Source organism: Actinosynnema sp. NPDC037264, assembly GCF_055603705.1.
Genome location: NZ_JBVJVK010000006.1, coordinates 212,556 through 234,322, shown reverse-complemented (window position 1 = coordinate 234,322; position 21,767 = coordinate 212,556). Strand labels below are relative to the sequence as shown.

Genomic DNA, 21,767 nt, shown 5'->3' with positions numbered 1-21,767 from the left:
CGGGTCGTGCGTCGCTTCAGGTGGAGGAACGACTCGTCCGATCCGGGGTTCTACGCGGACCAGCTGGACAGGTACGAGGCGCGCTGGATCGGTGAGGACGGTCGCAAGACCGGCTTCGTCTACGACACGGAGTGGGATCCCGGGTTCGGGGCACACCCGGAGTCGCAGTTCTGGATGAGCGGAAGCGGTGGTGCGTTCGGCATGGTGGAGGGGGTTCTCCTCGTCGTGACGCACGAGGTGCCGCATCGGCGTGCGTCCCGGCTGAGGTTGCCGGTCGAGGCGTGCACCCTCCGGCTGCACCACCGGCCGGAACGGTCCGAAGTGTGCCTGCGCATCCGGGTCGACCTCGGGCGAGGCGAGGCGCCGACCGATGCCTGGGCCGAGATCACGTTGCCGTTCACCGAGCTGCAGGGTGACGAGCTGGCCGACCTCATCGTCAGGCACCGGCTCGGGCCGGCGCCGGAACGCCCACGTCGGCCAGTGCCCGCCGGGTCGATGCCCGAACGGGAGGCGAGGCGCGAACCTGCTCCGGTGGCCTCCGACCCGGATTCGGACTCGGCTCCGGTGTCGGCGAGCTTCGAGCTGCATGCCGATCCGGTGCCGCGGGATGCGGTCACGCCGGTAGCGGACGTGCAGGACACGACGCCGAACCCGTGGTCGTACGACGCGCCGCCCGCGGTGGAGCCGCCTGGTCGGGAACCGGTCCGGGACTCGCACGACGTCGCGGCGGTCTTCGTTCCGCTCGACGCGGCGGAAGTCGCTTCGGCGGAGGTCGCTTCGGCGGTGTCACCGGGGGATCCCGTCCCCGGGCCGGTCACCGCCGCGCCGGGGCGCGGCAACCTGGCCCGGTTGGCAGTCGTCTCGGCACCGGACGACGACGACTGGATCTGCCTCCGGCCCATGCCGTCCGACCAACGGATCATCACGCGCGTGCCGTGGGCGCCACCGAGGGGTGGGCGATGAGCGGCTCCCGGTGGATCTGCGCCGACTGCGACACCACGAACGACTCCACTGCGCGCAAGTGCGGAGTGTGCGCTGGGACGTCACGACGAGCCTCGACGGTCAACGACCCGGTGACGTCGTCACCCAAGTCCGCTTCCACTCGATCCACCGAGCGGGAGCCGCCGCAGACCTCGGCCACCACGATCCGGTCGACCATCAAGACCGTGCCGCCGAAACCCGCTGCCACGCGCCCGATCGTGCCCAGTCCGACACCGTCACCCCCGCCACCATCACCTGTCCCCGCACCGCCCAGGACCGTCAGCGCGCCACCCGTGAAACCGCCACGATCGGGGCCACCGGCGCCGCCCCGGTACACGCCGAAGAGCAGTCGATCGTGGTGGACCCGTCGGCGCAAGCGGGCCGCGAAGACCGCGGCGAAGGTCGTCGGGGCGTTCCTGCTGCTCTTCTACGGGGTGGACGCGTGCGCGGACATGCGGCCACCGACGACCGGCGAGCTGGGCGCCGCGCCGGGCGGTGCGGCGCCGTGCCCGTGGTCGGTGGGGCGGTGGCTGCCCGCCGGCGGTGGGGGTGCCACCCTCGTCGGCGCCTACCAGACCGGGAAGCACCTCGTCACGCTGTGTCGAACGGCCTCGGGACAGGTCTACTACGACGGTCAGGTGAAGGGGAAACCTGCCGACACGGTGAACCACATCTCTCTGCCCGCCGAATCCACCGGCGGAGGGTGGGAGGCGCGCAACGGCAACTTCACCTACCGGGTCGCCGATGGCCGGATCACGGTTCGGGAACGCGGATCCGTGGTCCTCGACGAGCCGTTGCAATCGGCGTGAGCGGCCAAGGGCACCAGGTGTTCGCGCCGCGTCGGCGTCGACGACCCGGGTGATCGCGGTCGGTGTCGATCCGCATTCCACGGGTCGGCGGTAAGCCGTTCGGGCGCGTGGCAGGCCGGTTTTCGCGATATAGGCTGACTTCCCCCCTCAACGGGCTTGGAGGCGCGTGGTGCGAAGATCGCGAAGACGAAGATCCGGCTCACCCCTGGTCCTGTCGGTTCTCCTGGCCCTGCCGGCGGCGGGCTGCGCGTCGCAGACGCCCGCGTTGTCGCCGCCCGATTTCGCGGTGATGAGCTCGACCGCCGCACCTTCTTCCGCCGCGCACCTCGCGGCGCACCCCCTCTCCGGCCACGCGGGTGGTGAAGTCCTGCTCAGCGGCCAGGGTTACCCGGCACACGGTCGAGTGGTGTTCACCTTCCACGGTCACCGGGTCGGCGACACCACCGCGGACGCGATCGGCCGGTTCGTCGAGGTGCCGGTGCGCGTGCCCGACGCGTTCGGCAGTTCCGCCCCCGGCACGCCGTTCACCATCGGCGCCACCTCCGGCCCCGTCTACGCCGAGACGCCGTTCGTCCTCACCCGCTGACGCGGCCGCGTTGCCCACCTGAGGTTTAGCCCTGGGTAGTTCAAACCGGCGGAGCGCGTCGAGGTGCACTACCGTCGGCTTGATCGGCTGTGCGGTAGTGCCTGGTCACGCGTGGTGGCGCGGGATTGTGTTCGGGGTTGTTCGGATCAGGGGAGGTGGGCGGAGGTGCCCGTACTGGCCCAGGTGGACCTCAGGCTGGATGCCGGTCCGTTGGACTACACCTTGCTGGCGGTCTACTTCGTGTTCGTCCTCGGCATCGGCTTCCTGGCCCGCAGATCCGTCTCCTCCAGCCTCGACTTCCTGCTCTCCGGCCGCTCGCTGCCCGCGTGGGTGACGGGTCTGGCGTTCATCTCAGCCAACCTCGGCGCGATCGAGCTGCTCGGCATGGCGGCCAACGGCGCGCAGTACGGCATGGCGACGGTGCACTACTACTGGATCGGCGCGATCCCGGCCATGGTGTTCCTCGGCCTGGTGATGATGCCGTTCTACTACGGCTCGAAGGTGCGCAGCGTCCCGGAGTTCCTGCGCCGACGCTTCGGCAAGGGCGCGCACCTGGTCAACGCGATCAGCTTCGCCGTCGCGCAGGTGCTGATCGCGGGCGTGAACCTGTACGCCCTGGCGTTCCTGCTGAACCTGATGCTCGGCTGGCCGATCCCGCTGTCGGTGGTCATCGCCGCGGCGATCGTGCTGACGTACACGGCGCTGGGCGGCCTGTCGGCGGCCATCTACAACGAGGTGCTGCAGTTCTTCGTGATCGTGGCCGCGCTGCTGCCGCTGACGATCGTCGGCCTGCACAAGGTCGGCGGGTGGGACGGGCTGGTCGAGAAGGTCACCGGCGGTCCGGGCGGCGCCGAGCAGCTCTCGGCGTGGCCCGCGACCGAGCTGACCGGCATCCAGAACCCGGTGCTCAGCGTGATCGGCATCGTGTTCGGCCTCGGCTTCGTGCTGTCGTTCGGGTACTGGACGACGAACTTCGCCGAGGTGCAGCGGGCGTTGTCGGCGAAGAGCATGTCGGCCGCGCGGCGCACGCCGATCATCGGCGCGTACCCGAAGATGCTGATCCCGTTCGTGATCATCATCCCGGGCATCATCGCCGCGCTGGTGGTGCCGGAGATGGCCGCGCTCAAGGCCGGCGAGGAGGGCGGCGGCGTCGTCTACAACAACGCGCTGCCCGCGTTGATCGGCGAGCTGCTGCCCAACGGCATGCTGGGCATCGCGATCACGGGTCTGCTGGCGTCGTTCATGGCGGGTGTCGCGGCGAACGTGTCGTCGTTCAACACGGTGTTCACGTACGACCTGTGGCAGGACTACGTGCGCAAGGACCGCCCGGACGAGTACTACCTGCGGATCGGGCGGCTGGCCACGATCGGCGGCACGGTGGTCGCCATCGGCACCGCGTTCCTCGCGGCCGGCTACGGCAACATCATGGACTACATCCAGGCGCTGTTCTCGTTCTTCAACGCGCCGCTGTTCGCCACGTTCATCCTGGCCATGTTCTGGAAGCGGATGTCGGCGGCGGCGGGGTGGGCGGGCCTGGTCGCGGGCACGCTCGGCGCGGTGGCGGTGTTCGTGCTCGCCGAGACCGGCGTGCTGGACCTGCCGGGGCAGGGCGCGAGCTTCCTCGGCGCGGGCGTGGCGTTCGTGGTCGACATCGTGGTCAGCGTGGTGGTGACCACGTTCACCCGGCCGGTGCCGGAGGAGCGGCTGGTCGGGCTGGTCTACAGCCTGACGCCCAAGGCGGACCGCAAGCACTCCACCACGGGTGAGGACGCCGGGTGGTACCGGTCGCCGCTGCTGCTGGGCATCGGCGTGCTGGTGCTGACCGCCGTGCTCAACATCATCTTCGGCTGAGGGAGGTCGTCGTGGCGCACAAGGCCGGTCTGTTCGACCTGCGACTGGTGATCGCGGTGCTGTTCGCCGTGTACGGCGTCGTGCTGCTGGTGGTCGGACTCGGCTTCACCGAGGAGGCCGACCTGGCCAAGGCGGACGGGCTCAACATCAACCTGTGGACGGGCGTCGGCATGGTCGTGCTGGCGGCGGTGTTCGCCGCCTGGGCGACGTGGCGGCCGGTCGTCGTGCCCGACCGGCCCGACGCGTCCGACCTGCCGTCCGGGCAGCCGCCGGGGACGGAGGGGTGAAGCCCCGGTCAGCGCTTCGGGTAGACCGGGTTGAACGCCTCGACCGTCCAGGTGTCGAGCCAGCGGACGGCGCGGCGGATGCCGGGTCGGATTCGGGTGCGCATGCGGTGGTCCTCTCGGTTCGGTTCATCGGGTCCACCAGGTTCAGCGCGTCGATCTTCTGAATCGTTCCCGATGACTGTCGTGAGGACGGACACAGGGTTCGTGCCACGAATGGAGCACTCGGTCGCTACCGTGCACCTCGTGCCCCGTCTCGTCGCCGTGTTGAGCTTGATCCTGCTGCTGGCCGGCTGTGCCGGGGCGGATCTGGCCAAGCAGAAGTTCCCGCGCACCACGATCCCGGCCGACGCCGAGAACGTCTCCGACCCGGGCGGGTCGAGTCAGAAGTCGCCGCCGCCCGCGAACGGCCAGCCGGTCGACCCGGCGTTCGCGCCGGACAAGCTGCGGCTGATCGACCCGTGCGAGCTGCTCGACGAGGACGTGCTGAAGCGGTTCGGCACGCCCGGCGACCGGTCGCGCAGCGGGTTCAGCCGGTGCTCGAACTTCATGAAGGACAAGGGCGGCAAGGACCTGGCCGTCACGGTCGAGGTCGGCCAGACCATGACCAGCGAGCTGAAGAAGGCCGACAAGCAGCTCGCCGGCCTGCGCAGCTACGAGCAGGTGCTGGAGAACAGCGCGTGCTTCGTCTCGGTGATCACGCAGGAGGAGCCCGGGCTGGGCCTCACGGTGCAGATCGGGTACGAGGACGGCGACGCGTGCGCGCCGGGGCGTGAGATGGCCGAGGCGGTGGTCGAGCAGATCAAGGAGCGCTCGGCGACCCGGACGCCCGCCAAGGGCTCGCTGATCACGCTCGACCCGTGCGCCCTGGCGGACAAGGCGGCGGTCGACGCGGCGGCGGGCCCTGATTACCGTGTGTACCCGTACGGGCTGCACAACTGCGCCTGGGTCGGCGACGACCGCGAGCTGTCGCTGGCGTTCCGCGAGACCTACATCCCGAAGGACCGCTCGTTCGACGACAAGCAGACCGAGGTCGACCTGGGTGGCGGCGTGGTCGGCTACCAGGTGTCCAACAGCACGGCGTTCCCGTCGTGCGAGGTCAAGTGGGTGCAGCTGGCCGGCTCGGACAACGAGGGCGAGATCGTCCAGGTCAAGTCGGGCGCGCCGAAGGCGACCGAGTTCGACCGGTGCGCGGCCGCCGTGGCGTTCGCCAAGTCCGTCCTCGGCAAGATCCCGAAGGGCTGAACGGGGGCTGACATCACCCCCCGTTACCCGTTACTGTCGAGTAACCCCCGTGTTCGTGCTTGTGCTAGGAGGGTCCGATGACGCAGACCGTTCCCACCACTCCGGCGCGGGCCGACGACGGGCAGCGGAGGTTCGCCTCGCTCGACCCCCGCACGGGTGAGGTCGTCGACCACCACGTGGTGAAGTCGGCGGACGAGGTCCGGGAGGCCGTGCGGGTGGCTCGGGACGCCTCGGTGTTCTGGGCGGGGTTGGGCTTCGAGGGCAGGCGGGCGCGGCTCGACGCCTGGCGCAAGGTGCTGCTCAAGCGGTTGGACGAGTTCCAGGTGCTGATCAGCGCCGAGACCGGCAAGTCGGCCGACGACGCGCGGGCCGAGCTGGCGCTGGTGATCGACCACCTGCACTGGGCGGCGAAGCACGCGCCCAGGGTGTTGGGCAAGCGCAAGGTCTCGCGCGGGATGTTGATGTACAACCACGCGGCGACGCTGGAGTACCGGCCGCTGGGCGTGGTCGGCGTGATCGGGCCGTGGAACTACCCGGCGTTCACGCCGATGGGGTCGATCGCGTACGCGCTGGCGGCGGGGAACGCGGTGGTGTTCAAGCCGTCGGAGTTCACGCCGGGGGTCGGGGTGTTCCTGGCGTCGACGTTCGGCGAGGTGGTGCCGGAGTTCCCGGTGCTGCAGGTGGTGACCGGGTTCGGTGAGACCGGCGCGGCGTTGTGCACCTCCGGGGTGGACAAGCTGGCGTTCACCGGGTCGACGGCGACGGGCAAGAAGGTGATGGCGGCGTGTGCCGCGTCGTTGACGCCGGTGCTGGTGGAGTGCGGCGGCAAGGATCCGCTGATCGTGGCCGAGGACGCCGACGTCCGGGCGGCGGCGGACGGCGCGGTGTGGGGCGGGATCTTCAACTCCGGGCAGACGTGCGCCGGGGTCGAGCGGGTCTACGTGGCCGACGCGGTGTACGACGAGTTCATCGGGTTGGTGGTGGAGAAGGCGAAGAAGCTGCGGCCCGGTGGCGAGGCCGATGCGCACTTCGGGCCGATCACCATGCCCAAGCAGGTCGACGTGATCCAGTCGCACGTGGCCGACGCGCTGGAGCGGGGCGGCAGGGCGGTGGTCGGCGGGTTGGAGTCGATCCGGCCGCCGTACGTCGAGCCGGTGGTGCTGGTGGACGTGCCCGACGATTCGACCGCGGTGACCGAGGAGACGTTCGGGCCGACGTTGGTGGTCACGCGGGTGGCCGACGCGGACGAGGCGGTCCGGCGGGCCAACTCGCTGGCCTACGGGCTCGGCGCGTCGGTGTTCTCGCGCAACCGGGGGGAGGAGTTGGCGGACAGGCTGCGGTGCGGGATGGTGTCGATCAACTCGGTGTTGGCGTACGCGTCCGTGCCCGGGTTGCCGTTCGGCGGGGTGGGGGATTCGGGGTTCGGGCGGATCCACGGGGAGGACGGGCTGCGGGAGTTCGCCTACGCCCACTCGGTGACTCGGAAGCGGTTCGGCGCCCTGCTGAACCCGATGACGTATGACCGCGGGTCGCGGACTCTGCGGCACGTCGTGCGGTTGGTCCGAGTCCTGTACGGCCGCTGACGGTGGGGTTGGGCGGGGCGGTGGTGGTCTCGTTCGGCTCGATTTGACATGGGGCCCTTACGGGCACCCCAGGCAGGCCGAAGCCGGGCAGGCATGGCGGGAAAAGCGTCCGCCAAGCCTGCCCGGCTTCGACCAGCCTATGGCACCCGAACCCATGTCAAATCGGGCCTGGGTGCGGCGGTTCCGGGTCCGTTGTGCGGCGGTTGGGGCAAGTGGACTCGGTGGGTGAGCTGCGGGGCCGTTGTGGTGCGTTGGGGGTCAGGGTGTGAGGGTTTGTTCGAGGTCGGTGAGGACTTCTTCGGCGGCGAGGACGCCCAGGCCCAGGAACCAGGTTTCGTCGGGGACCGGCTTGGCGTGGTTGGACTTGACGGCGTTCAGGGTTTGCCAGAGCGGGCCGCCGAGGACCTGGCTTTGGGCCGTTTTGGTTTGGTCGCCGTAGGTGCCGATGAGGATCCAGTCGGCGTCCGCTTGGGCGATCTGCTCGGTGCTGACCTCGACGGCCAGGTCGTCCACCTGGCTGGCCGGGGGTTGGGGCAGGCCCGCGTCGATCAGGATCGTGCCGATGAAGCTCTTCTTGGCGTAGAGCCTGATCTTGCCCGGCATGAAGCGGAGCATGGTGATCGTCGGGCGCTTGCCCGCCTTGGACTCGATGGTCTCGCCGACGCGCTTGGCGTGGGCCTCGTAGTCGCCGATGAGCTTCTCGGCCTCGGTGGAGCGGTCGAGGGCGGCGGCGTTCAGGCGGAAGTTCTCCTTCCACGTGTAGCCGGGCCGGGCGGCGAAGACGGTCGGTGCGATTTCCGAGAGCTTCGGGTACTGCTGCTCGGCGCGCAGCTGGGAGCCGATGATGAGGTCGGGCTGGAGCTTGGCGATCGTCTCCAGGTTGAGGCTGGTGATGCCGCCGACGTTCTCCGGGTTGCCCGCCTTGTCGCCGATGTAGCCGGGCATGGTGGGCGCGCCGTCCGGGTAGGCGACGCCGACCGGCTTGATGCCCAGGGCGACGACGTTGTCCAGCTCGCCGCCGTCGAGGACGACGACGCGTTCCGGGCGCTTCTCGATCACGGTCTCGCCCATGGCGTGCTTGATCGTGCGGGGGAACTGGCCGGGTTGGGCGTCGGTGCCGAAGCCGGCGCTCTTCTCGCCCGCCTTGCCGAACTCCGAACCGCCCTGGGCCACCGCGGGTTTGTCGGCGGGCGTCTCGGTCTGGCCGCACGCGGCGAGGGTGAGGGCGGCTGCTAGCAGCGCCGCGATCCTGGTGTTCGACACTCCGGGGTTCCTCCACTACTCCAGGTCACTGACCTGCTGTTCTTAGGGTTGCCTCACCGTAGCTTCCGCTTTCGGGGCCGCTCGCGGTGGAGTAGTAATGGGGTGATCAGCGTCGATCGGGAGGTCCACCCGTGAAGAAGGTCATCAACGATCCGGCGACCGTGGTGGTCGACGCGCTGCGCGGCATGGCGCTCGCGCACGCCGACCTGCTGGAGATCCAGTACGACCCGGCGGTGGTGCTGCGGGCGGACGCGCCGGTGTCGCGGAAGGTGGCCGTCATCTCGGGCGGGGGTTCCGGGCACGAGCCGTTGCACGGCGGGTTCGTCGGGCGGGGGATGCTCGACGCGGCCTGTCCCGGCCCGGTGTTCACGTCGCCCACACCCGATCAGGTGGCGGCGGCCGTGGCGCGGACCGATGGCGGCGCGGGCGCGTTGCTGATCGTGAAGAACTACACGGGTGACGTGCTCAACTTCGAGACGGCCGCTGAGCTGGCGGCGGCTGACGGCGTGGACGTGCGGACGGTCGTCATCGACGACGACGTCGCGGTGAAGGACTCGCTGTACACGGCCGGGCGGCGTGGTGTGGGTGGGACGGTCCTGCTGGAGAAGATCGTCGGGGCCGCGGCCGAACGAGGGGTCGACCTGGACGGCTGCGAGGCGTTGGCGCGGCGGGTCGTCGGGCAGGTGCGGTCGATGGGGTTGGCGTTGACGGCCTGCACGGTGCCGCACGCGGGGGAGCCGTCGTTCACGTTGGCCGACGACGAGATGGAGCTGGGGATCGGGATCCACGGCGAGCCGGGGCGCAGCCGGGTCGCGGTGGGCTCGGCGGACGAGATGGTGAAGGCCCTGCTCGACCCGGTGCTGGAGGACCTCCCGTTCGGCGAGGGCGACCGGGTCCTGCTGTTCACGAACTCGATGGGCGGGACGCCGTTGATCGAGTTGTACTTGGCGCACGGGATCGCGGAGCGGCTGCTGGCGGAGCGGGGCATCGTCGTGGAACGGCGGTTGGTCGGGCCGTACATCACCAGTCTGGAGATGCAGGGGATGAGCTTGACGGTGTTGAAGCTGGACGACGAGATGATCGAGTTGTGGGACGCGCCCGTGCACACCCCGGCGCTGCGGTGGGGCGTCTGATGGACTGCACGGCGGAGTCGGTCGCGGAGGCGATGCGGGCGGTGGCGGCGGTGGTGGTCGAGCACCGCGAGGAGCTGATCCGGTTGGACCGCGAGATCGGCGACGGCGACCACGGCGAGAACATGGCCCGGGGTTTCCGGGCGTTGGAGTCGAAACTGGACGAGGTGCCGTCGTCGCCCGGCGGGGTGCTGCGGTTGGCGGCCACGACGTTGATCTCGACGGTGGGCGGGGCCGCGGGGCCGTTGTACGGGACGGCGTTCCTGCGGGCGGCGACGTCGGTGGGCGATGTCGCCGCGATCGACGGCGCGGCGGTGGCGGCGGCGTTGCACGCGGCGTTGGAGGGGGTGGTGGCGCGGGGGAAGGCGTCTGTGGGCGACAAGACGATGGTGGACGCGCTGACGCCCGCGGTGGCGGCCGCGGAGTCCGTGGCGGCGACCGGCGGCGGGGTGGCGGAGGTGCTGGCGGCGGCTGCCGACGCGGCCGAGCTGGGCGCCGACTCGACGGTGCCGATGGTGGCGCGGAAGGGCCGTGCCTCGTACCTGGGTGAGCGCAGCGCGGGGCACCTGGACCCGGGCGCGCGGTCGACGGCGCTGGTGTTGCGGACGTTGGCGGGGAGGGCGCGGTGATCGGGCTCGTCGTGGTGTCGCACAGCCGGCAGTTGGCCGCGGGCGTCGCCGAGTTGGCCGGGCAGATGGCGCCGACGGTGGCGATCGTGCCGTCCGGTGGTGACGGGTCGGGTGGCCTGGGCACGGATTACGTGGCCGTCGGGGAGGCCATCGCGCAGGCCGATTCCGGGTCCGGGGTCGTGGTCCTGTTCGACCTCGGCAGCGCGAAGATGGTGGCGGACATGGCCGCCGAGGAGGCGGAGGGGTCCGTCGTCGTGGTGGACGCGCCGTTGGTCGAGGGTGCGGTGGCGGCGGCCGTGCGGGCGCAGGGCGGGGCCGGGTTGGCGGAGGTGGCCGCGGCGGCGTCGACCGCCGGGACCGTCACGCCGGCGTCGGTGGCGGAGGGCGATGTCGTGCGGGCGGACGTGGAGCTGACGAACTCGGTGGGGTTGCACGCGCGGCCGGCGGCGCTGGTGGTGCGGGCGTTGGACTCGTTGGACGCGTCGGTGGTGGTGCGGTTCGGCGAGGAGTCGGCGGACGCCAAGAGCGTGCTGGCGTTGATGGGGTTGGGCGCGCCGGGCGGTGCGCGGGTGGAGGTGGTGGCGTCGGGCGTCGACGCGGCGGAGGCCGTGCGGAGGGTGGAGGAACTGGCCGCGCGGGGGTTCGACGAATGAGCGGTTGAGACGCGCCTGGACCGATTACTTGCTCGATACCGATGGTGAAGCTCACGCGCACGAAGCGTGACGGCCGTGGGATAGTCGCGGTCAAGTTACCGTCCGGTAGCCACTCCGGTGAGTGGGAGGTCAACAGTGACGCGCCAGTTCAACACGGTCGGTGTCGTCGGTCTCGGCACGATGGGCGCCGGTATCGCCGAAGTCCTCGCGCGGACCGGCATCACCGTGGTGGCGGTCGACGTGGACGAGGCGGGCCTGGCTCGCGGTCGCGGCCACCTGGACCACTCGACGGACCGCGCGGTGGCGGGCGGCAAGCTGTCGTCGGACGAGCGTGACGCGACGTTGGCCCGCATCTCCTACGCCACGTCGCTGGACGCGTTGGCCGGTGTCGACCTGGTGGTCGAAGCGGTGCCGGAGCGGATGGAGCTCAAGGCCGCCGTGTTCGAGGAGCTGGACCGGATCTGCGGCCCGGACACGGTGTTCGCGTCGAACACCTCGTCGCTGTCGATCACCGAGATCGGTGTCCACACCGGACGGCCGGGCAAGGTCGTCGGCCTGCACTTCTTCAACCCCGCGCCGGTGTTGAAGCTGGTCGAGGTGATCCGCACGGTCGTCACCGAGCCGGACGTGGTGACCGACGTGGTCGCGTTCGCCGAAGGGCTGGGCAAGTCGCCGGTCGTCATCGGGGACCGGGCCGGGTTCATCGCCAACGCGCTGCTGTTCGGCTACCTCAACCACGCGGTGCGGATGTACGAGTCCCGTTACGCGACAAGGGAAGACCTCGACGCCGCCATGCGGTACGGGTGCGGCTACCCCATGGGTCCGCTGGCCGTGCTCGACCTCATCGGGCTGGACACGGCGTACGAGATCCTGGACACGATGTACCACCAGTCGCGCAACCGGCTGCACGCGCCGGCGCCGTTGCTGAAGCAGATGATCACGGCGGGGTTGCTGGGGCGCAAGAGCGGGCGCGGCTTCTACACCTACGACGGGCCGGACTCGCCGGTCGTCGTGCCGGACGTGCTCACGCCGGTCGCGTCGGCGGAGGGCGAGCCCGCGCGCGAGGTGCAGCGGGTCGGTGTGATCGGCACCGGGACGATGGCCACGGGGATCGTCGAGGTGTTCGCCAAGCGCGGGTACGACGTGGTGCTGCGGGCGCGTTCGGAGGAGAAGGCCGACGCGGCGGTGGGGAAGGTGCGCAAGTCGTTGGAGAAGGCGGTCTCGCGGGGCAGGTTGTCGGCGGAGGACCGGGACGCCGCGCTGGCCCGCGTGACGCCGGTCGTCGACTTCGCGGGCCTGGCCGACTGCGACCTGGTGGTCGAGGCGGTGGCCGAGGAGCTGTCGATCAAGAAGGCGGTGTTCGAGGCGCTGGACGAGGTGTGCAAGCCGGGTGCGGTGCTGGCGACCACGACGTCCTCGCTGCCGGTGATCGAGTGCGCCGCGGCGACCGCCCGTCCCGGTGACGTGGTCGGGCTGCACTTCTTCAACCCGGCGCAGGTGATGAAGCTGGTGGAGGTCGTGGAGACGATCTCGACGTCGGCCGATGTCGTGGCCACGGCGCGCCGGGTGTGCCTCGACCTGGGCAAGGTTCCGGTGCACTGCGGCGACCGCGCCGGGTTCATCGTGAACGCGCTGCTGTTCCCGTACCTGAACGACGCGGTGAAGATGCTGGAGGCGCACTACGCGTCGGCCGACGACATCGACAACGCGATGAAGGTCGGCTGCTCGTTGCCGATGGGGCCGTTCGAGCTGCTGGACGTGGTCGGGCTGGACGTGTCGCTGGCCATCGAGCGGAGCCTGTACCTGGAGTTCCGCGAGGCCGGGTTCGCGCCCTCGCCGCTGTTGGAGCACCTGGTGAAGGCCGGGCGGCTGGGGCGCAAGACGGGCAAGGGTTTCCGCGACTACGTGTCCTGAGGGGCACGTTTGTGCGGGCTGATGGCGTGTCGGGTTTCGGCGTTTGGCATCGTGGTCACCATGCGGCGTGTGGTGATCTCGCTCCTGGTGGCGGCGTTCGGTCTGACGAGCGCCTGCGCGTACACGGTCAACGGCACCCCGGTGGCGGAGCAGTTGCTCGACGTCGACCCGCCGTTCACGTCGGCTCCGCGCACGCCGACGGGGTCCCCGGACCCGTCCGGTGAGCCGAGCGGGGACGTCGGCGACATCTGCGCGTTGATCGGGTGGAAGGACCTGCCCTACGACGTGCCGGACAAGGGCGCCGAGCCGACGGAGACCGGTTACGACTCGGAGTTCGACCAGTCGTGCAAGTGGCAGACGTCGGTCGGCTCGCTGGACGTGGGCGTGACCTTGCGGTTCCGCGAGGGGCGGTCGATCACGTTGGAGCAGAACAACGGCGAGTTCGACCTGGGTGACCGGAAGGTGACCTACTTCGACCGGACGACGGACACGTCCGTGCAGCCGTCGTGCGTGCTGGTGATGGACTACGCCGGTGGCGGGCTCGGGATCATCGTGATCGACGGGTCGGCTCGTTTCGGCGCGATCTGCGACCAGGGCAAGAAGGTGGCCGAGGTGCTGCTGGAGAAGGAACCGACCGTCTGAGCTGCGTTCGGCTTGCTGCGGTGGTCCCTGCCTGTCCCCGCGTGCCTGTCCCCGGTGGTCCGGCTTGCTCGGGTGACCACCGGTTCGCTGGCCTGGCTCGCTGGGCGCGGTTCGCTCGCTCGGGTCCACAGGCGCAGGACCGGCCGAGGCGAGGCGAAGGTCGAGCGGGTTCGACGCGCGTTCGACCGGCCGCACCTTGGCGTGCGGCGACGGCGGTGGTGATCGCGGTGCTCGCGCGCCCGAGCGCGCACTCGGGCCTCGGCTCAAGCCTGGACCCGGACCTGGGCTCGAACCCGCCCAGGTCTCCGGCCACTACCCCCTGGCCACCAGCCACCGGCCGGCAATCACCGGCCCTTAGCCACTGGCCACTGGTCTGACCGGGTTAGCTGCAGCAGCCGCCGCCGCAGCACCCGCCCCCACCACCGGCGCCACCGGCGGGCGCGTTGGCCTTGCCGCCCAGACCGGCCATGGAGAGCAGCTTCACGGTGTCGTCGTGGCCGTTCGGGCACGGCGCGGGCGCGGAGGCCTCATCCATCGAGCGCTTCACGTCGAAGGTCGAGCCGCACGCCTTGCAACGGAATTCGTAGGTTGGCACGTCGCTCATTGTCCCTGGCGCGGCGGTGCGAGCACCAGCAAGGGCACCCCAACTGCTGACACCGCCGCGAGCAGGGTCAACAGCGGCAGGCCGTGCACCCAGCCCAGGCCGGCGGCGGCCAGGTGGGTGCCGGCGAACGTCGCCACCCACATCCGCGAGCTGGGCCGCAACCACACCGGAGCCAGCGCCGACAGTGCCGTGACCAGCATCAACATCGTCGTGCTCAGCAGCACGCCCTGGCGGAGCCAGCGCGGCTGGCCGACCGGCACGTCCCCCTCCTGCAGGACCTGCCGCGCCTCGTCACCGGCGACGATGTCCGGCGGGGACGGCTCGAAGAGCAGGCCGCGCACCACCGGCACCAAGGTCACGGCCACTTCGATCATCAGGAGCAGGGTTAATACGACCCGTTGCCACTTGCTCACCCAGTGGACCGTAGGCGATCACCCAGGGCGAGCCCGGATACCCTCGCTTCTCGTGCCACGTCGTAACCGCCCGCAACGCCCCGACGAGCCCTCACCCATCGGTGGGCACGGTTGGGCGCGCGCCGAAAGCGCCTCGGACGGCGAGTGGCTGGTGCGCACCGTCTCCGGCAGTTCCACCACCAAGACCTACCGCTGCCCAGGCTGCGACCACGAGATCCGCCCGGGCACCCCGCACATCGTCGCCTGGCCCGCCGGCGACTACGGCTCGGTAGAAGACCGCCGCCACTGGCACCAGGGCTGCTGGACCTCCCGCCGCCGCCGAGGCCCCACCACCCGCCGCTGGTGACGCTCTGTACTGACGGACGGGCAGGGGCGGGCGCGGGTGGGCGGGTGAGAGGGCGGGACGGATCACCGTCCGCCCGCCGCCGGAACCGCCGGATGGAAGGGCGGGCAGCGCGACCGCCAGCCGGACCCCAAGACCGCCAGCCGGACCCCAAGACCGCCAGCCGGACAGCGGGGCTGCCAGCTGGGGAGTGGGGGCGGCTGGACGGCTGTGGGCGGCTGGACGGCGGGGCAGGGCGGACGGCGGTGCAGGGCGGCTGGATGGATGCCGGGGCGGCCGGTGGACGGTTCAGCCTGGCCCGGCTCGGCCCGGCCCGGCGGAGCCCAGCTCGGCTCGGCTGAGTCCAGCCCAGCCCGGCCAAGTCAGCCCGACCAAGCCCGACCCGGCTCAGCCCGGTTCGGCTCGGACCGGTTCGGGCCGGTTCGAGCCGTGACTCGGCAGTGGTCGGGTTGGGTGGTGGCACGATGTGGCTGTGGGTGGTGATGTGCCGATCAGGGCCAACACCGTGCTGCCGGCACGCCGGGAAGCGGTGAGGTTGTCGACGGCGGATGGGCTTCGGTTGGTTGGTGAGTTGGCGTTGCCGGTCGACCGGGAGCCGTTGGCCACCGTGGTGTTGTTGCACCCGTTGCCGACGCACGGCGGGATGATGGACTCCCACCTCTACCGCAAGGCGGCTTGGCGGTTGCCCGCGCTGGCCGGCCTTGCGGTGTTGCGGTTCAACACGCGGGGCACGGCCAGTGCGGCCGGGTGCAGTGAGGGCGCGTTCGACCACGCCGTGGGCGAACGGCTGGATGTGGCTGCCGCCCTGGCGTTCGTGGCCGAGCGCGGGTTGCCCTCGGTGTGGCTCGTCGGCTGGTCGTTCGGCACCGACCTCGCACTCATGCACGGGTGCGAGCCGGTGGTCGAGGGCGCCGTGTTGATCTCACCTCCCCTGCGGTGGAGCAAGGCCGAGCACTTGCGCACCTGGGCGCGTGCGGGCAAGCCGGTGGTGTGCCTGGTGCCCGAGTTCGACACCTACCTGCCACCAGCCGAGGCCAGGCGGCGGTTCGGCGCGGAGCTCCCGACCGCGGACGTCATCGACTTCCCCGGCGCCAAGCACCTCATGGTCGGGTACACCGAAGAGGTGCTGGACGCGATCGTGTCCGCGGCCGTACCCGAGGTGCCCACGCCACTGCCGCGCACCTGGTCCGGCCCTCACGAGCAGCATCAGACGGCCATCGCGACCTCCTGACGCCGCCAGACCAGCACCGGATCCCCGGCGGCCCGGCTGTCGCCCACGTGCGCGAAGCCCAGCTTCTCCGCGACGCGCTGGGAGGGCGTGTTGCCGGGGTCGGTGATGATCGTGACCGGACGGTCCGGTCGCGCCCGGCGTGCCCAGTCGATGGCCGCGCGCGCCATCTCCGGTGCGTAGCCGCGCCCCCAGTGCCGGGGGCGGAACCGGTAGAACAGGTTCAACGTCCGCTCGCCGTCCAGCTCGTGGTGCCGCAGGCCGCCGAAGCCGATGACCTCGCTGGTCTCCGGCAGCTCCACGGCCCAGTACCCGATGCCGTCGCGCGCCCAGTGGACCTGCCACTCGGCCAGCATCTTCGCCGCCTGCTCCGCCGACGGTGGCCCCGCCGGGTTGAAGCGGTTCGTCCCCGGATCCGACAGCACCGCGATCGCCGCGCGCACGTCAGCGCGGCCGACGCGTCTGAGCAGGAGGCGGTCGGTGCGCATCTCGTCCGGTTCGGGCGTGGAGGTCATGCGACGAAGCTAGCTCCGGGGTCCGACAATTCCGGGTATGGAAACTGCTCCGCTCGTCCTCCTGCACGCCTTCCCGTTCGACTCACGGATGTGGGACGGGGTGCGTGACCTGCTGAAATCGATCACGCCCGACCAGCGGGGCGGCGATCGTTCACCCGATCTGGTGGCTGTTGCGGACGACGTGCTGCGGTTGCTCGACGAGCGCGAGATCGAACGCGCGGTGCTCGGCGGGTGCTCGATGGGCGGGTACGTGGCGATGGCCGTGCTGCGGCGCGACCCGTCCCGGGTGGCCGGGCTCCTGCTGGCCGACACGCGGGCCGGCGCCGACACGGAGGAGGCGCGGGCGAACCGGCTGACGATGGCCGCACGGGTCGAGGCGGAAGGGCTCGGCTGGGTGCCGGACACGGTCGTGAGCGGGCTGCTCGGACCGGAGCCGGACGAGGCCGTGGTCCGGCGGGTGCGTGAGTTGATCCTCGATCAGGACCCGGCGGAGGTGGTGTGGGCGCAGCGGGCGATGGCCGCGCGGCCGGATTCGACCGGGGTGCTGGCGGAGGTGGACGTGCCCGCGTTGGTGCTGGTGGGGGAGCACGACGCGCTCACGCCGCCCGCGTTGGCCCGCGAGCTGGCCGGGGTGCTCCGGCAGGGCGAGTACCTGGAGCTGCCGGGCGTCGGCCACCTGACTCCGCTGGAGGCGCCGGACGCGTTCGCCGCCGCCGTTGTGGACTGGCGACGGCGCGTCGGCGTGTGAGAGCGGTAGGGCCCCGAGGATCAGCGCTTGGTGGGTTGGGCCTTCGGGCGCGCGATCTTCTGGGTCGGGCCGTCCGGGGCCGGAGAAGGGGAAGAGGTGGGAGAGGGGGAAGGGGCGGAGGCAGGGGGCTTGGCGGCGGTGGCGCCGCCGGTGGTGGCGCCACCGGCGGGGGCGGCGGCCGGGGTCGGAGAGGCAGCCGGGGTGGGGGCGGAAGCAGGGGTGGCAGTGGCCGCCGGGGCCGGAGAAGAGTCGGGCGCTGGGCGTTCCTCCTCCAGCGGGTCCAGGAGGGGGGTCACATCGTGCAGGGCGGAGCTCACGGCGTGCAGCTGCTGGGACAGCCGGTTGCGGAGCTGGCGGAGGGCGTCCACCTTCTGGGTCGCCTGGGTGACGCGGCGGTTCGCTTCCTCCGTCGCCTCGCGCACCCGGCGGTTCGCCTCGTCGGTCGCCTCCTGCACGCGGGCCGTGGCCTCGCTGACGGAGTCGTGCCGACGCCGGTTGGCCTCCTCGGTCGCCTCGCGCACCAAGCGCTGCGCCTCGGCGTTCGACGCGGCCTGCTCCTGCGCGATCTGGGCACGCACGCGCGCGGCTTCCTCCGCCGCCTCGCGCAACCGCCGCTCGGCCTCGCCCTTCGACGCCGCCTCCTGCTCGGCCAGCGTCTTCATCGACTCGACCCGCCGGGCCGCCATCGCGATCTCGAAGTCCTCCTCGACCGTGGTCCGGCGCTGGAGCGACTCCTCGTCCAACCGCGCGGCCTCGGCGCGGGCCTCGCCGACCGTCCGCTCGGCCTCGGCCCGCGCCTTCTCCAGCACGCCCCGGTGCTCGGCCTCCATGTCGGCGCGCCGCTGGTCCAGCTCGGCGATCAGCTTCTCGTACCGGGTGCGCAGCACCCCGGCGTCGGCCTCGGCCTTGGCGCGGATGTGCCCGCCCTCGGCCTCGGCCCGCGCCTTGATCTCGTTCGCCTCGTCCTGCGCGAGCCGCAGCATCCGCTGCAACCGCTCGCTCAGGCCCTCCAACGTGGTCGGCGGCAGCGACAGCCGCTCCACCTGGCCGCGCAGCTCCGCGATCTCCGACCGCGCCGCCTCGAGCTGACGGGCCAGGTCGTTGGTCTGCGAGACCGCCGCGTCCCGGTCGGCCGCGAGCAGGCGCAGGTCGGAGTCGAGGCGTTCCAGGTGGTCCTCGACCTGGGCGCGGTCGTACCCGCGCTTGACGATGTCGAAGCCGGATCCCAGGGGGACGAGGTCACGGTCGTCGGCGAGGCCCATGCCGCTCACGCTACCCGCTCCCGATGCGCGGCGGTCACCCGAGCGCCGCACATCAGGGGTGATTTCGCTTTAGACGCCCCGGAAACGGTTGATCGCGTCCAGGTGGGTGGCCCGCAGCTCGTGGTCGCGCACGCCGAGGCCCTCCTCCGGCGCCAACGTCAGCACGCCCACCTTGCCCTGGTGGGCGTTGCGGTGCACGTCGTACGCGGCCTGCCCGGTGTCCTCCATGGAGTACACCTTGGACAGTGTCGGGTGGATCTTCCCCTTGGCGACCAACCGGTTGGCCTCCCAGGCCTCCCGGTAGTTCGCGAAGTGCGAGCCGACGATCCGCTTGAGGTGCATCCACAGGTACCGGTTGTCGTACTGGTGCATGTACCCGCTGGTGGACGCGCACGTCACGATCGTGCCGCCCTTGCGCGTCACGTAGACCGACGCGCCGAACGTCTCCCGGCCGGGGTGCTCGAACACGATGTCCGGGTCGTCGCCGCCGGTCAGCTCGCGGATCTTCGCGCCGAGCCGCTTCCACTCGCGCGGGTCCTGCTCGTGCTCGTCCTTCCAGAACCGGTAGCCCTCGGCGCTGCGGTCGATGATCAGCTCCGCGCCCATCCGGCGGCAGATCTCCGCCTTCTCCGGCGACGACACCACGCACACCGGGGTGGCGCCGCCGTTGAGCGCGAACTGGGTCGCGTAGGAGCCGAGGCCGCCGGACGCGCCCCAGATCAGCACGGTGTCGCCCTGCTTCATGTTCGCGCCGTTGGTGGACACGAGCTGCCGGTAGGCGGTGGAGTTCACCAGGCCGGGTGACGCCGCCTCCTCCCACGTCAGGTGGGCGGGCATCGGCATCAGCTGGTTGGCCTTGACCAGCGCGATCTCGGCGAGGCCGCCGTAGTTGGTCTCGAAGCCCCAGATGCGCTGCTCGGGGTCGAGCATGGTGTCGCTGTGCCCGTCGTGGTGCTCCAGCTGCACGTCGAGGCAGTGCGCGACGACCCGGTCACCGGGCTTCCAGGCGTTCACGCCCGGTCCCGTGCGCAGCACCACGCCCGCGAGGTCGGAGCCGACCACGTGGAACGGCTGGTCGTGCCTGCCGCCGTACTTCTTCAGGAACGCGAACGTCGACAGCGGCTCGAAGATCGAGGTCCACACGGTGTTGTAGTTGATGGCGCTCGCCATCACGGCCACCAGCGCCTCGCCGGGGCCGAGCTCCGGGGTGGCGACCTCGTCGACGTGCAGCGACTTGCGCGGGTCCTTGTCCTTGGTGGCCAAGCCCTCGAACATCTTGACCTCGTCGGCGTGCACCGTCACGCCCCGGTAGCTCTCCGGTACGTCCAGTGATCCGATCGCGTCCAGTTCGTCCGCGAGGATCGCGTCGAGGATCTTCTGCACGGCGTTCCCTCCCAATGGGGGCTTCGGGATGGTCGGGTGTGGCGGGCTCTATGAGGTCCACGCAGGTGGCCGGAGGTTACCCACGGGTAACCGATTCAGAACCGGCGCTGTGAGCCACCGCACTGGCATTTCCCCCGATCGGTCGGTCTTGACCGGGCGGCCAATCAAGCGGAGCATCGAAGCCGTCCGATTGATGAGGACGGAGGTACGAGTCATGGCTAAGGCGTGGACCAGGTGGCAGGACTGGGCCGAGGTCGTCATCGGCGTCCTGGTGCTGCTCTCGCCCCTGGTGGTGGAGACGACCACCGGGGCCATGTGGACGATGATCGTGCTCGGCGCACTGATCGCCATCGACGGCCTCGCGTCGCTCGCGATGCCCGGGATGGTGTACGGCGAGTGGTTCCAGATGGTCCTCGGCGCGCTGCTGTTCATCTCCCCGTGGGTGATGGGCTACAGCGACCTGATGGCGGCGTCCTGGATCTCGTGGGTCGGCGGCGCGCTGACCGTCGCGGCGGGCGCCATGGCGGTCCCGCTGGCGAACGCCGCCCACGGCGGCCGGATCGCCGGCACCGCCTGAGAGTGACGACACCCCGGGCCCGCGGCTGGTCGCCGTGGGCCCGGACCAACGGGAAAGGGCGCAGGCATTGGCAGAGGACTCGTCGGCCCGGGAACGGATCCTGCAAGCGGCCGAGGAGTTGTTCGCCGAGTCGGGTTTCGACGCGACGCCGACCTCGCGCATCGCCGAACGGGCCGCCGTGCCCAAAGGGCTCGTGCACTACTACTTCCGCCGCAAGACCGACCTGCTGGCGGCGCTCGTGCAGCGCCTGCCGGACGGCAACGTCGACGCGCGCCGGGTCGTGGTCGTCGGCGACATCGCGGAGAGCCTGCGCAGGCTGGTCGCCGCGCTGGACGCCCGGCTCGACTCCTCGCCGCTGCTCAGCCACCTGCTGTGGCGCGAGGCGGACACGCACAAGGCGGTCCGCGACGCGCTGCACGAGCGCTACCGGTCGGTGGTGCGGCAGATCCGCAACGTCATCGTGGCGGCCGGCGGCGCGGCGGTGGCCGCGAAGGACGTCGACAGCGCCTCCGCGCTGCTCGGCCTCGCGGTCAGCTACCGGCACTCGGTGGCCCGCCACGCGCCGGACGACGACCGGATGGAACTGGAGCTGACGTTCGTGGCCGCCGCCCTGGAACGCCCGTAGCCGGCGACTCCGGAACGCGCCAGGCGGGCGGCTTAGTGGGTCGGCGCGGGCTCGACGAGCTCCACCAGCACGCCGCCCGCGTCCTTGGGGTGCACGAAGTTGACCCGGCTGTCGGACGTGCCGCGCCGCGCCGCCTCGTACAGCAGCCGCAAGCCCTTGCCGCGCAGCGCCTCCGCCGCCGCGTCCACATCGGACACCCGGTAGGCCAGCTGCTGCAGCCCCGGCCCGGACCGGCCGATGAACTTCGCGATGGTCGACTCCGGCGTCAGCGGCGCGAGCAGCTGCACGGCGGTGCCCGTGCCGTCGTCGCCCGGCGCGCGCAGCATCGCCTCGCGCACGCCCTGCTCCTCGTTGACCTCCTCGTGCGCGACCTCGAGGCCGAAGTGCTCGCGGTGGAACGCGATCGCGGCGTCGAGGTCCGGCACGGCGATGCCGACGTGGTCGATGGCTGTGACGAAACCGCGCAGTTCTTCCATGGCCGGATAGGCTAGTGGCCGAA

25 protein-coding genes are annotated in these 21,767 nt (G+C 71.1%); 17 read left to right on the top strand and 8 right to left on the bottom strand.

All coding sequences use genetic code 11. The features are described from left to right. Window positions 1-6 precede the first annotated feature (6 nt). Window positions 7-963 (top strand): hypothetical protein, encoded by a 957-nt coding sequence (locus ACZ7GX_RS10560; RefSeq protein WP_498775077.1) that lies wholly within the window; start codon window positions 7-9, stop codon window positions 961-963. Here ACZ7GX_RS10560 and ACZ7GX_RS10555 read toward each other — a convergent pair. Beyond that, window positions 923-1,189, bottom strand: a complete 267-nt coding sequence (locus tag ACZ7GX_RS10555; protein ID WP_498775075.1) for a hypothetical protein — start codon at window positions 1,187-1,189, stop codon at window positions 923-925. The genes ACZ7GX_RS10560 and ACZ7GX_RS10555 overlap by 41 nt on opposite strands. Before the next feature lie 85 nt (window positions 1,190-1,274). Here ACZ7GX_RS10555 and ACZ7GX_RS10550 point away from each other — a divergent pair, with 85 nt between their 5' ends. From ACZ7GX_RS10550 to ACZ7GX_RS10525, 6 genes are all read left to right on the top strand, one after another. Beyond that, window positions 1,275-1,790 (top strand): hypothetical protein, encoded by a 516-nt coding sequence (locus ACZ7GX_RS10550; RefSeq protein WP_498775073.1) that lies wholly within the window; start codon window positions 1,275-1,277, stop codon window positions 1,788-1,790. Between the two features lie 169 nt (window positions 1,791-1,959). Beyond that, complete coding sequence (locus tag ACZ7GX_RS10545) at window positions 1,960-2,376, top strand: hypothetical protein (protein ID WP_498775071.1); 417 nt, start codon at window positions 1,960-1,962, stop codon at window positions 2,374-2,376. A 165-nt stretch (window positions 2,377-2,541) separates the two neighbouring features. Continuing rightward, window positions 2,542-4,227: a sodium:solute symporter family protein gene (locus ACZ7GX_RS10540; protein ID WP_498775069.1), complete on the top strand. Its 1,686-nt coding sequence runs from the start codon at window positions 2,542-2,544 to the stop codon at window positions 4,225-4,227. An 11-nt stretch (window positions 4,228-4,238) separates the two neighbouring features. Continuing rightward, complete coding sequence (locus ACZ7GX_RS10535; protein ID WP_498775067.1) at window positions 4,239-4,514, top strand: hypothetical protein; 276 nt, start codon at window positions 4,239-4,241, stop codon at window positions 4,512-4,514. A 243-nt stretch (window positions 4,515-4,757) separates the two neighbouring features. Next, on the top strand, window positions 4,758-5,756 hold the full coding sequence (locus tag ACZ7GX_RS10530; protein ID WP_498775065.1) for a DUF3558 domain-containing protein: 999 nt from the start codon (window positions 4,758-4,760) through the stop codon (window positions 5,754-5,756). A 77-nt stretch (window positions 5,757-5,833) separates the two neighbouring features. Continuing rightward, window positions 5,834-7,339: an aldehyde dehydrogenase family protein gene (locus ACZ7GX_RS10525; protein ID WP_498775063.1), complete on the top strand. Its 1,506-nt coding sequence runs from the start codon at window positions 5,834-5,836 to the stop codon at window positions 7,337-7,339. A gap of 258 nt (window positions 7,340-7,597) precedes the next feature. Here the strand turns inward: ACZ7GX_RS10525 and ACZ7GX_RS10520 are convergent, their stop codons facing one another. Continuing rightward, window positions 7,598-8,602 (bottom strand): ABC transporter substrate-binding protein, encoded by a 1,005-nt coding sequence (locus ACZ7GX_RS10520; protein ID WP_498775061.1) that lies wholly within the window; start codon window positions 8,600-8,602, stop codon window positions 7,598-7,600. Window positions 8,603-8,733: 131 nt separating this feature from the next. On the opposite strand from ACZ7GX_RS10520, the gene dhaK reads away from it, so the two are divergent. From dhaK to ACZ7GX_RS10495, 5 genes are all read left to right on the top strand, one after another. Further along, window positions 8,734-9,735 carry a dihydroxyacetone kinase subunit DhaK gene (gene dhaK / locus ACZ7GX_RS10515; RefSeq protein WP_498775059.1) on the top strand — a complete coding sequence of 334 codons (1,002 nt, stop codon included), beginning with the start codon at window positions 8,734-8,736 and terminating at the stop codon, window positions 9,733-9,735. Next, the gene (dhaL, locus tag ACZ7GX_RS10510) at window positions 9,735-10,361 is read left to right on the top strand and encodes a dihydroxyacetone kinase subunit DhaL (RefSeq protein ID WP_498775057.1); all 627 of its coding nucleotides are present in this window, start codon (window positions 9,735-9,737) and stop codon (window positions 10,359-10,361) included. The genes dhaK and dhaL overlap by 1 nt, the downstream gene beginning before the upstream one ends. After that, window positions 10,358-11,014 carry a dihydroxyacetone kinase phosphoryl donor subunit DhaM gene (dhaM, locus tag ACZ7GX_RS10505; RefSeq protein WP_498775055.1) on the top strand — a complete coding sequence of 219 codons (657 nt, stop codon included), beginning with the start codon at window positions 10,358-10,360 and terminating at the stop codon, window positions 11,012-11,014. The genes dhaL and dhaM overlap by 4 nt, the downstream gene beginning before the upstream one ends. A 135-nt stretch (window positions 11,015-11,149) precedes the next feature. Continuing rightward, window positions 11,150-12,928 (top strand): 3-hydroxyacyl-CoA dehydrogenase family protein, encoded by a 1,779-nt coding sequence (locus tag ACZ7GX_RS10500; RefSeq protein ID WP_498775053.1) that lies wholly within the window; start codon window positions 11,150-11,152, stop codon window positions 12,926-12,928. Between the two features lie 60 nt (window positions 12,929-12,988). Next, the gene (locus ACZ7GX_RS10495; RefSeq protein ID WP_498775051.1) at window positions 12,989-13,570 is read left to right on the top strand and encodes a DUF3558 family protein; all 582 of its coding nucleotides are present in this window, start codon (window positions 12,989-12,991) and stop codon (window positions 13,568-13,570) included. Between the two features lie 382 nt (window positions 13,571-13,952). Here the strand turns inward: ACZ7GX_RS10495 and ACZ7GX_RS10490 are convergent, their stop codons facing one another. Together ACZ7GX_RS10490 and ACZ7GX_RS10485 are read right to left on the bottom strand one after the other, a co-directional pair. Continuing rightward, window positions 13,953-14,165, bottom strand: a complete 213-nt coding sequence (locus tag ACZ7GX_RS10490) for an FmdB family zinc ribbon protein (protein ID WP_498775049.1) — start codon at window positions 14,163-14,165, stop codon at window positions 13,953-13,955. A 5-nt stretch (window positions 14,166-14,170) separates the two neighbouring features. Further along, window positions 14,171-14,548: a hypothetical protein gene (locus ACZ7GX_RS10485; RefSeq protein WP_498775047.1), complete on the bottom strand. Its 378-nt coding sequence runs from the start codon at window positions 14,546-14,548 to the stop codon at window positions 14,171-14,173. Window positions 14,549-14,639: 91 nt separating this feature from the next. On the opposite strand from ACZ7GX_RS10485, the gene ACZ7GX_RS10480 reads away from it, so the two are divergent. Then, window positions 14,640-14,933 (top strand): Rv1322 family protein, encoded by a 294-nt coding sequence (locus ACZ7GX_RS10480; RefSeq protein ID WP_498775045.1) that lies wholly within the window; start codon window positions 14,640-14,642, stop codon window positions 14,931-14,933. A gap of 469 nt (window positions 14,934-15,402) precedes the next feature. Then, window positions 15,403-16,161, top strand: coding sequence for an alpha/beta hydrolase (locus ACZ7GX_RS10475; protein WP_498775043.1), 759 nt, complete (start codon window positions 15,403-15,405; stop codon window positions 16,159-16,161). Here the strand turns inward: ACZ7GX_RS10475 and ACZ7GX_RS10470 are convergent. Next, window positions 16,137-16,673, bottom strand: coding sequence for a GNAT family N-acetyltransferase (locus tag ACZ7GX_RS10470; RefSeq protein WP_498775041.1), 537 nt, complete (start codon window positions 16,671-16,673; stop codon window positions 16,137-16,139). The two genes, ACZ7GX_RS10475 and ACZ7GX_RS10470, sit on opposite strands and share 25 nt — an antisense overlap. Window positions 16,674-16,710: 37 nt before the next feature. On the opposite strand from ACZ7GX_RS10470, the gene ACZ7GX_RS10465 reads away from it, so the two are divergent. After that, a complete protein-coding gene (locus ACZ7GX_RS10465) occupies window positions 16,711-17,421 on the top strand; it encodes an alpha/beta fold hydrolase (RefSeq protein ID WP_498775039.1) in 711 nt (236 codons plus the stop codon). A 20-nt stretch (window positions 17,422-17,441) separates the two neighbouring features. Here the strand turns inward: ACZ7GX_RS10465 and ACZ7GX_RS10460 are convergent, their stop codons facing one another. Both ACZ7GX_RS10460 and ccrA read right to left on the bottom strand, forming a co-directional pair. Continuing rightward, window positions 17,442-18,683 carry a chromosome segregation protein gene (locus ACZ7GX_RS10460; protein WP_498775037.1) on the bottom strand — a complete coding sequence of 414 codons (1,242 nt, stop codon included), beginning with the start codon at window positions 18,681-18,683 and terminating at the stop codon, window positions 17,442-17,444. 69 nt (window positions 18,684-18,752) lie between these two features. After that, window positions 18,753-20,066, bottom strand: a complete 1,314-nt coding sequence (gene ccrA, locus ACZ7GX_RS10455) for a crotonyl-CoA carboxylase/reductase (RefSeq protein ID WP_498775035.1) — start codon at window positions 20,064-20,066, stop codon at window positions 18,753-18,755. Between the two features lie 214 nt (window positions 20,067-20,280). Between ccrA and ACZ7GX_RS10450 the strand changes: the two genes are divergently transcribed. Beyond that, window positions 20,281-20,643: an SPW repeat protein gene (locus tag ACZ7GX_RS10450; RefSeq protein ID WP_498775033.1), complete on the top strand. Its 363-nt coding sequence runs from the start codon at window positions 20,281-20,283 to the stop codon at window positions 20,641-20,643. A gap of 67 nt (window positions 20,644-20,710) precedes the next feature. Further along, window positions 20,711-21,268: a TetR/AcrR family transcriptional regulator gene (locus tag ACZ7GX_RS10445; protein WP_498775031.1), complete on the top strand. Its 558-nt coding sequence runs from the start codon at window positions 20,711-20,713 to the stop codon at window positions 21,266-21,268. Window positions 21,269-21,300: 32 nt separating this feature from the next. Here ACZ7GX_RS10445 and mce read toward each other — a convergent pair whose 3' ends face one another. After that, entirely contained in the window at window positions 21,301-21,744 is a 444-nt protein-coding gene (gene mce, locus ACZ7GX_RS10440) for a methylmalonyl-CoA epimerase (protein ID WP_498775029.1), read from the bottom strand. Window positions 21,745-21,767: the final 23 nt, after the last annotated feature.

Coding starts and splice junctions, on each gene's coding strand:
- ACZ7GX_RS10470 (WP_498775041.1), bottom strand. CDS start 16,673: ATGACCTCCACGCCCGAACCGGACGAGATGCGCACCGACCGCCTCCTG.
- ACZ7GX_RS10460 (WP_498775037.1), bottom strand. CDS start 18,683: ATGGGCCTCGCCGACGACCGTGACCTCGTCCCCCTGGGATCCGGCTTC.
- mce (WP_498775029.1), bottom strand. CDS start 21,744: ATGGAAGAACTGCGCGGTTTCGTCACAGCCATCGACCACGTCGGCATC.
- ACZ7GX_RS10465 (WP_498775039.1), top strand. CDS start 16,711: ATGGAAACTGCTCCGCTCGTCCTCCTGCACGCCTTCCCGTTCGACTCA.
- ACZ7GX_RS10450 (WP_498775033.1), top strand. CDS start 20,281: ATGGCTAAGGCGTGGACCAGGTGGCAGGACTGGGCCGAGGTCGTCATC.
- ACZ7GX_RS10485 (WP_498775047.1), bottom strand. CDS start 14,548: ATGATCGAAGTGGCCGTGACCTTGGTGCCGGTGGTGCGCGGCCTGCTC.
- dhaL (WP_498775057.1), top strand. CDS start 9,735: ATGGACTGCACGGCGGAGTCGGTCGCGGAGGCGATGCGGGCGGTGGCG.
- ACZ7GX_RS10495 (WP_498775051.1), top strand. CDS start 12,989: ATGCGGCGTGTGGTGATCTCGCTCCTGGTGGCGGCGTTCGGTCTGACG.
- ACZ7GX_RS10525 (WP_498775063.1), top strand. CDS start 5,834: ATGACGCAGACCGTTCCCACCACTCCGGCGCGGGCCGACGACGGGCAG.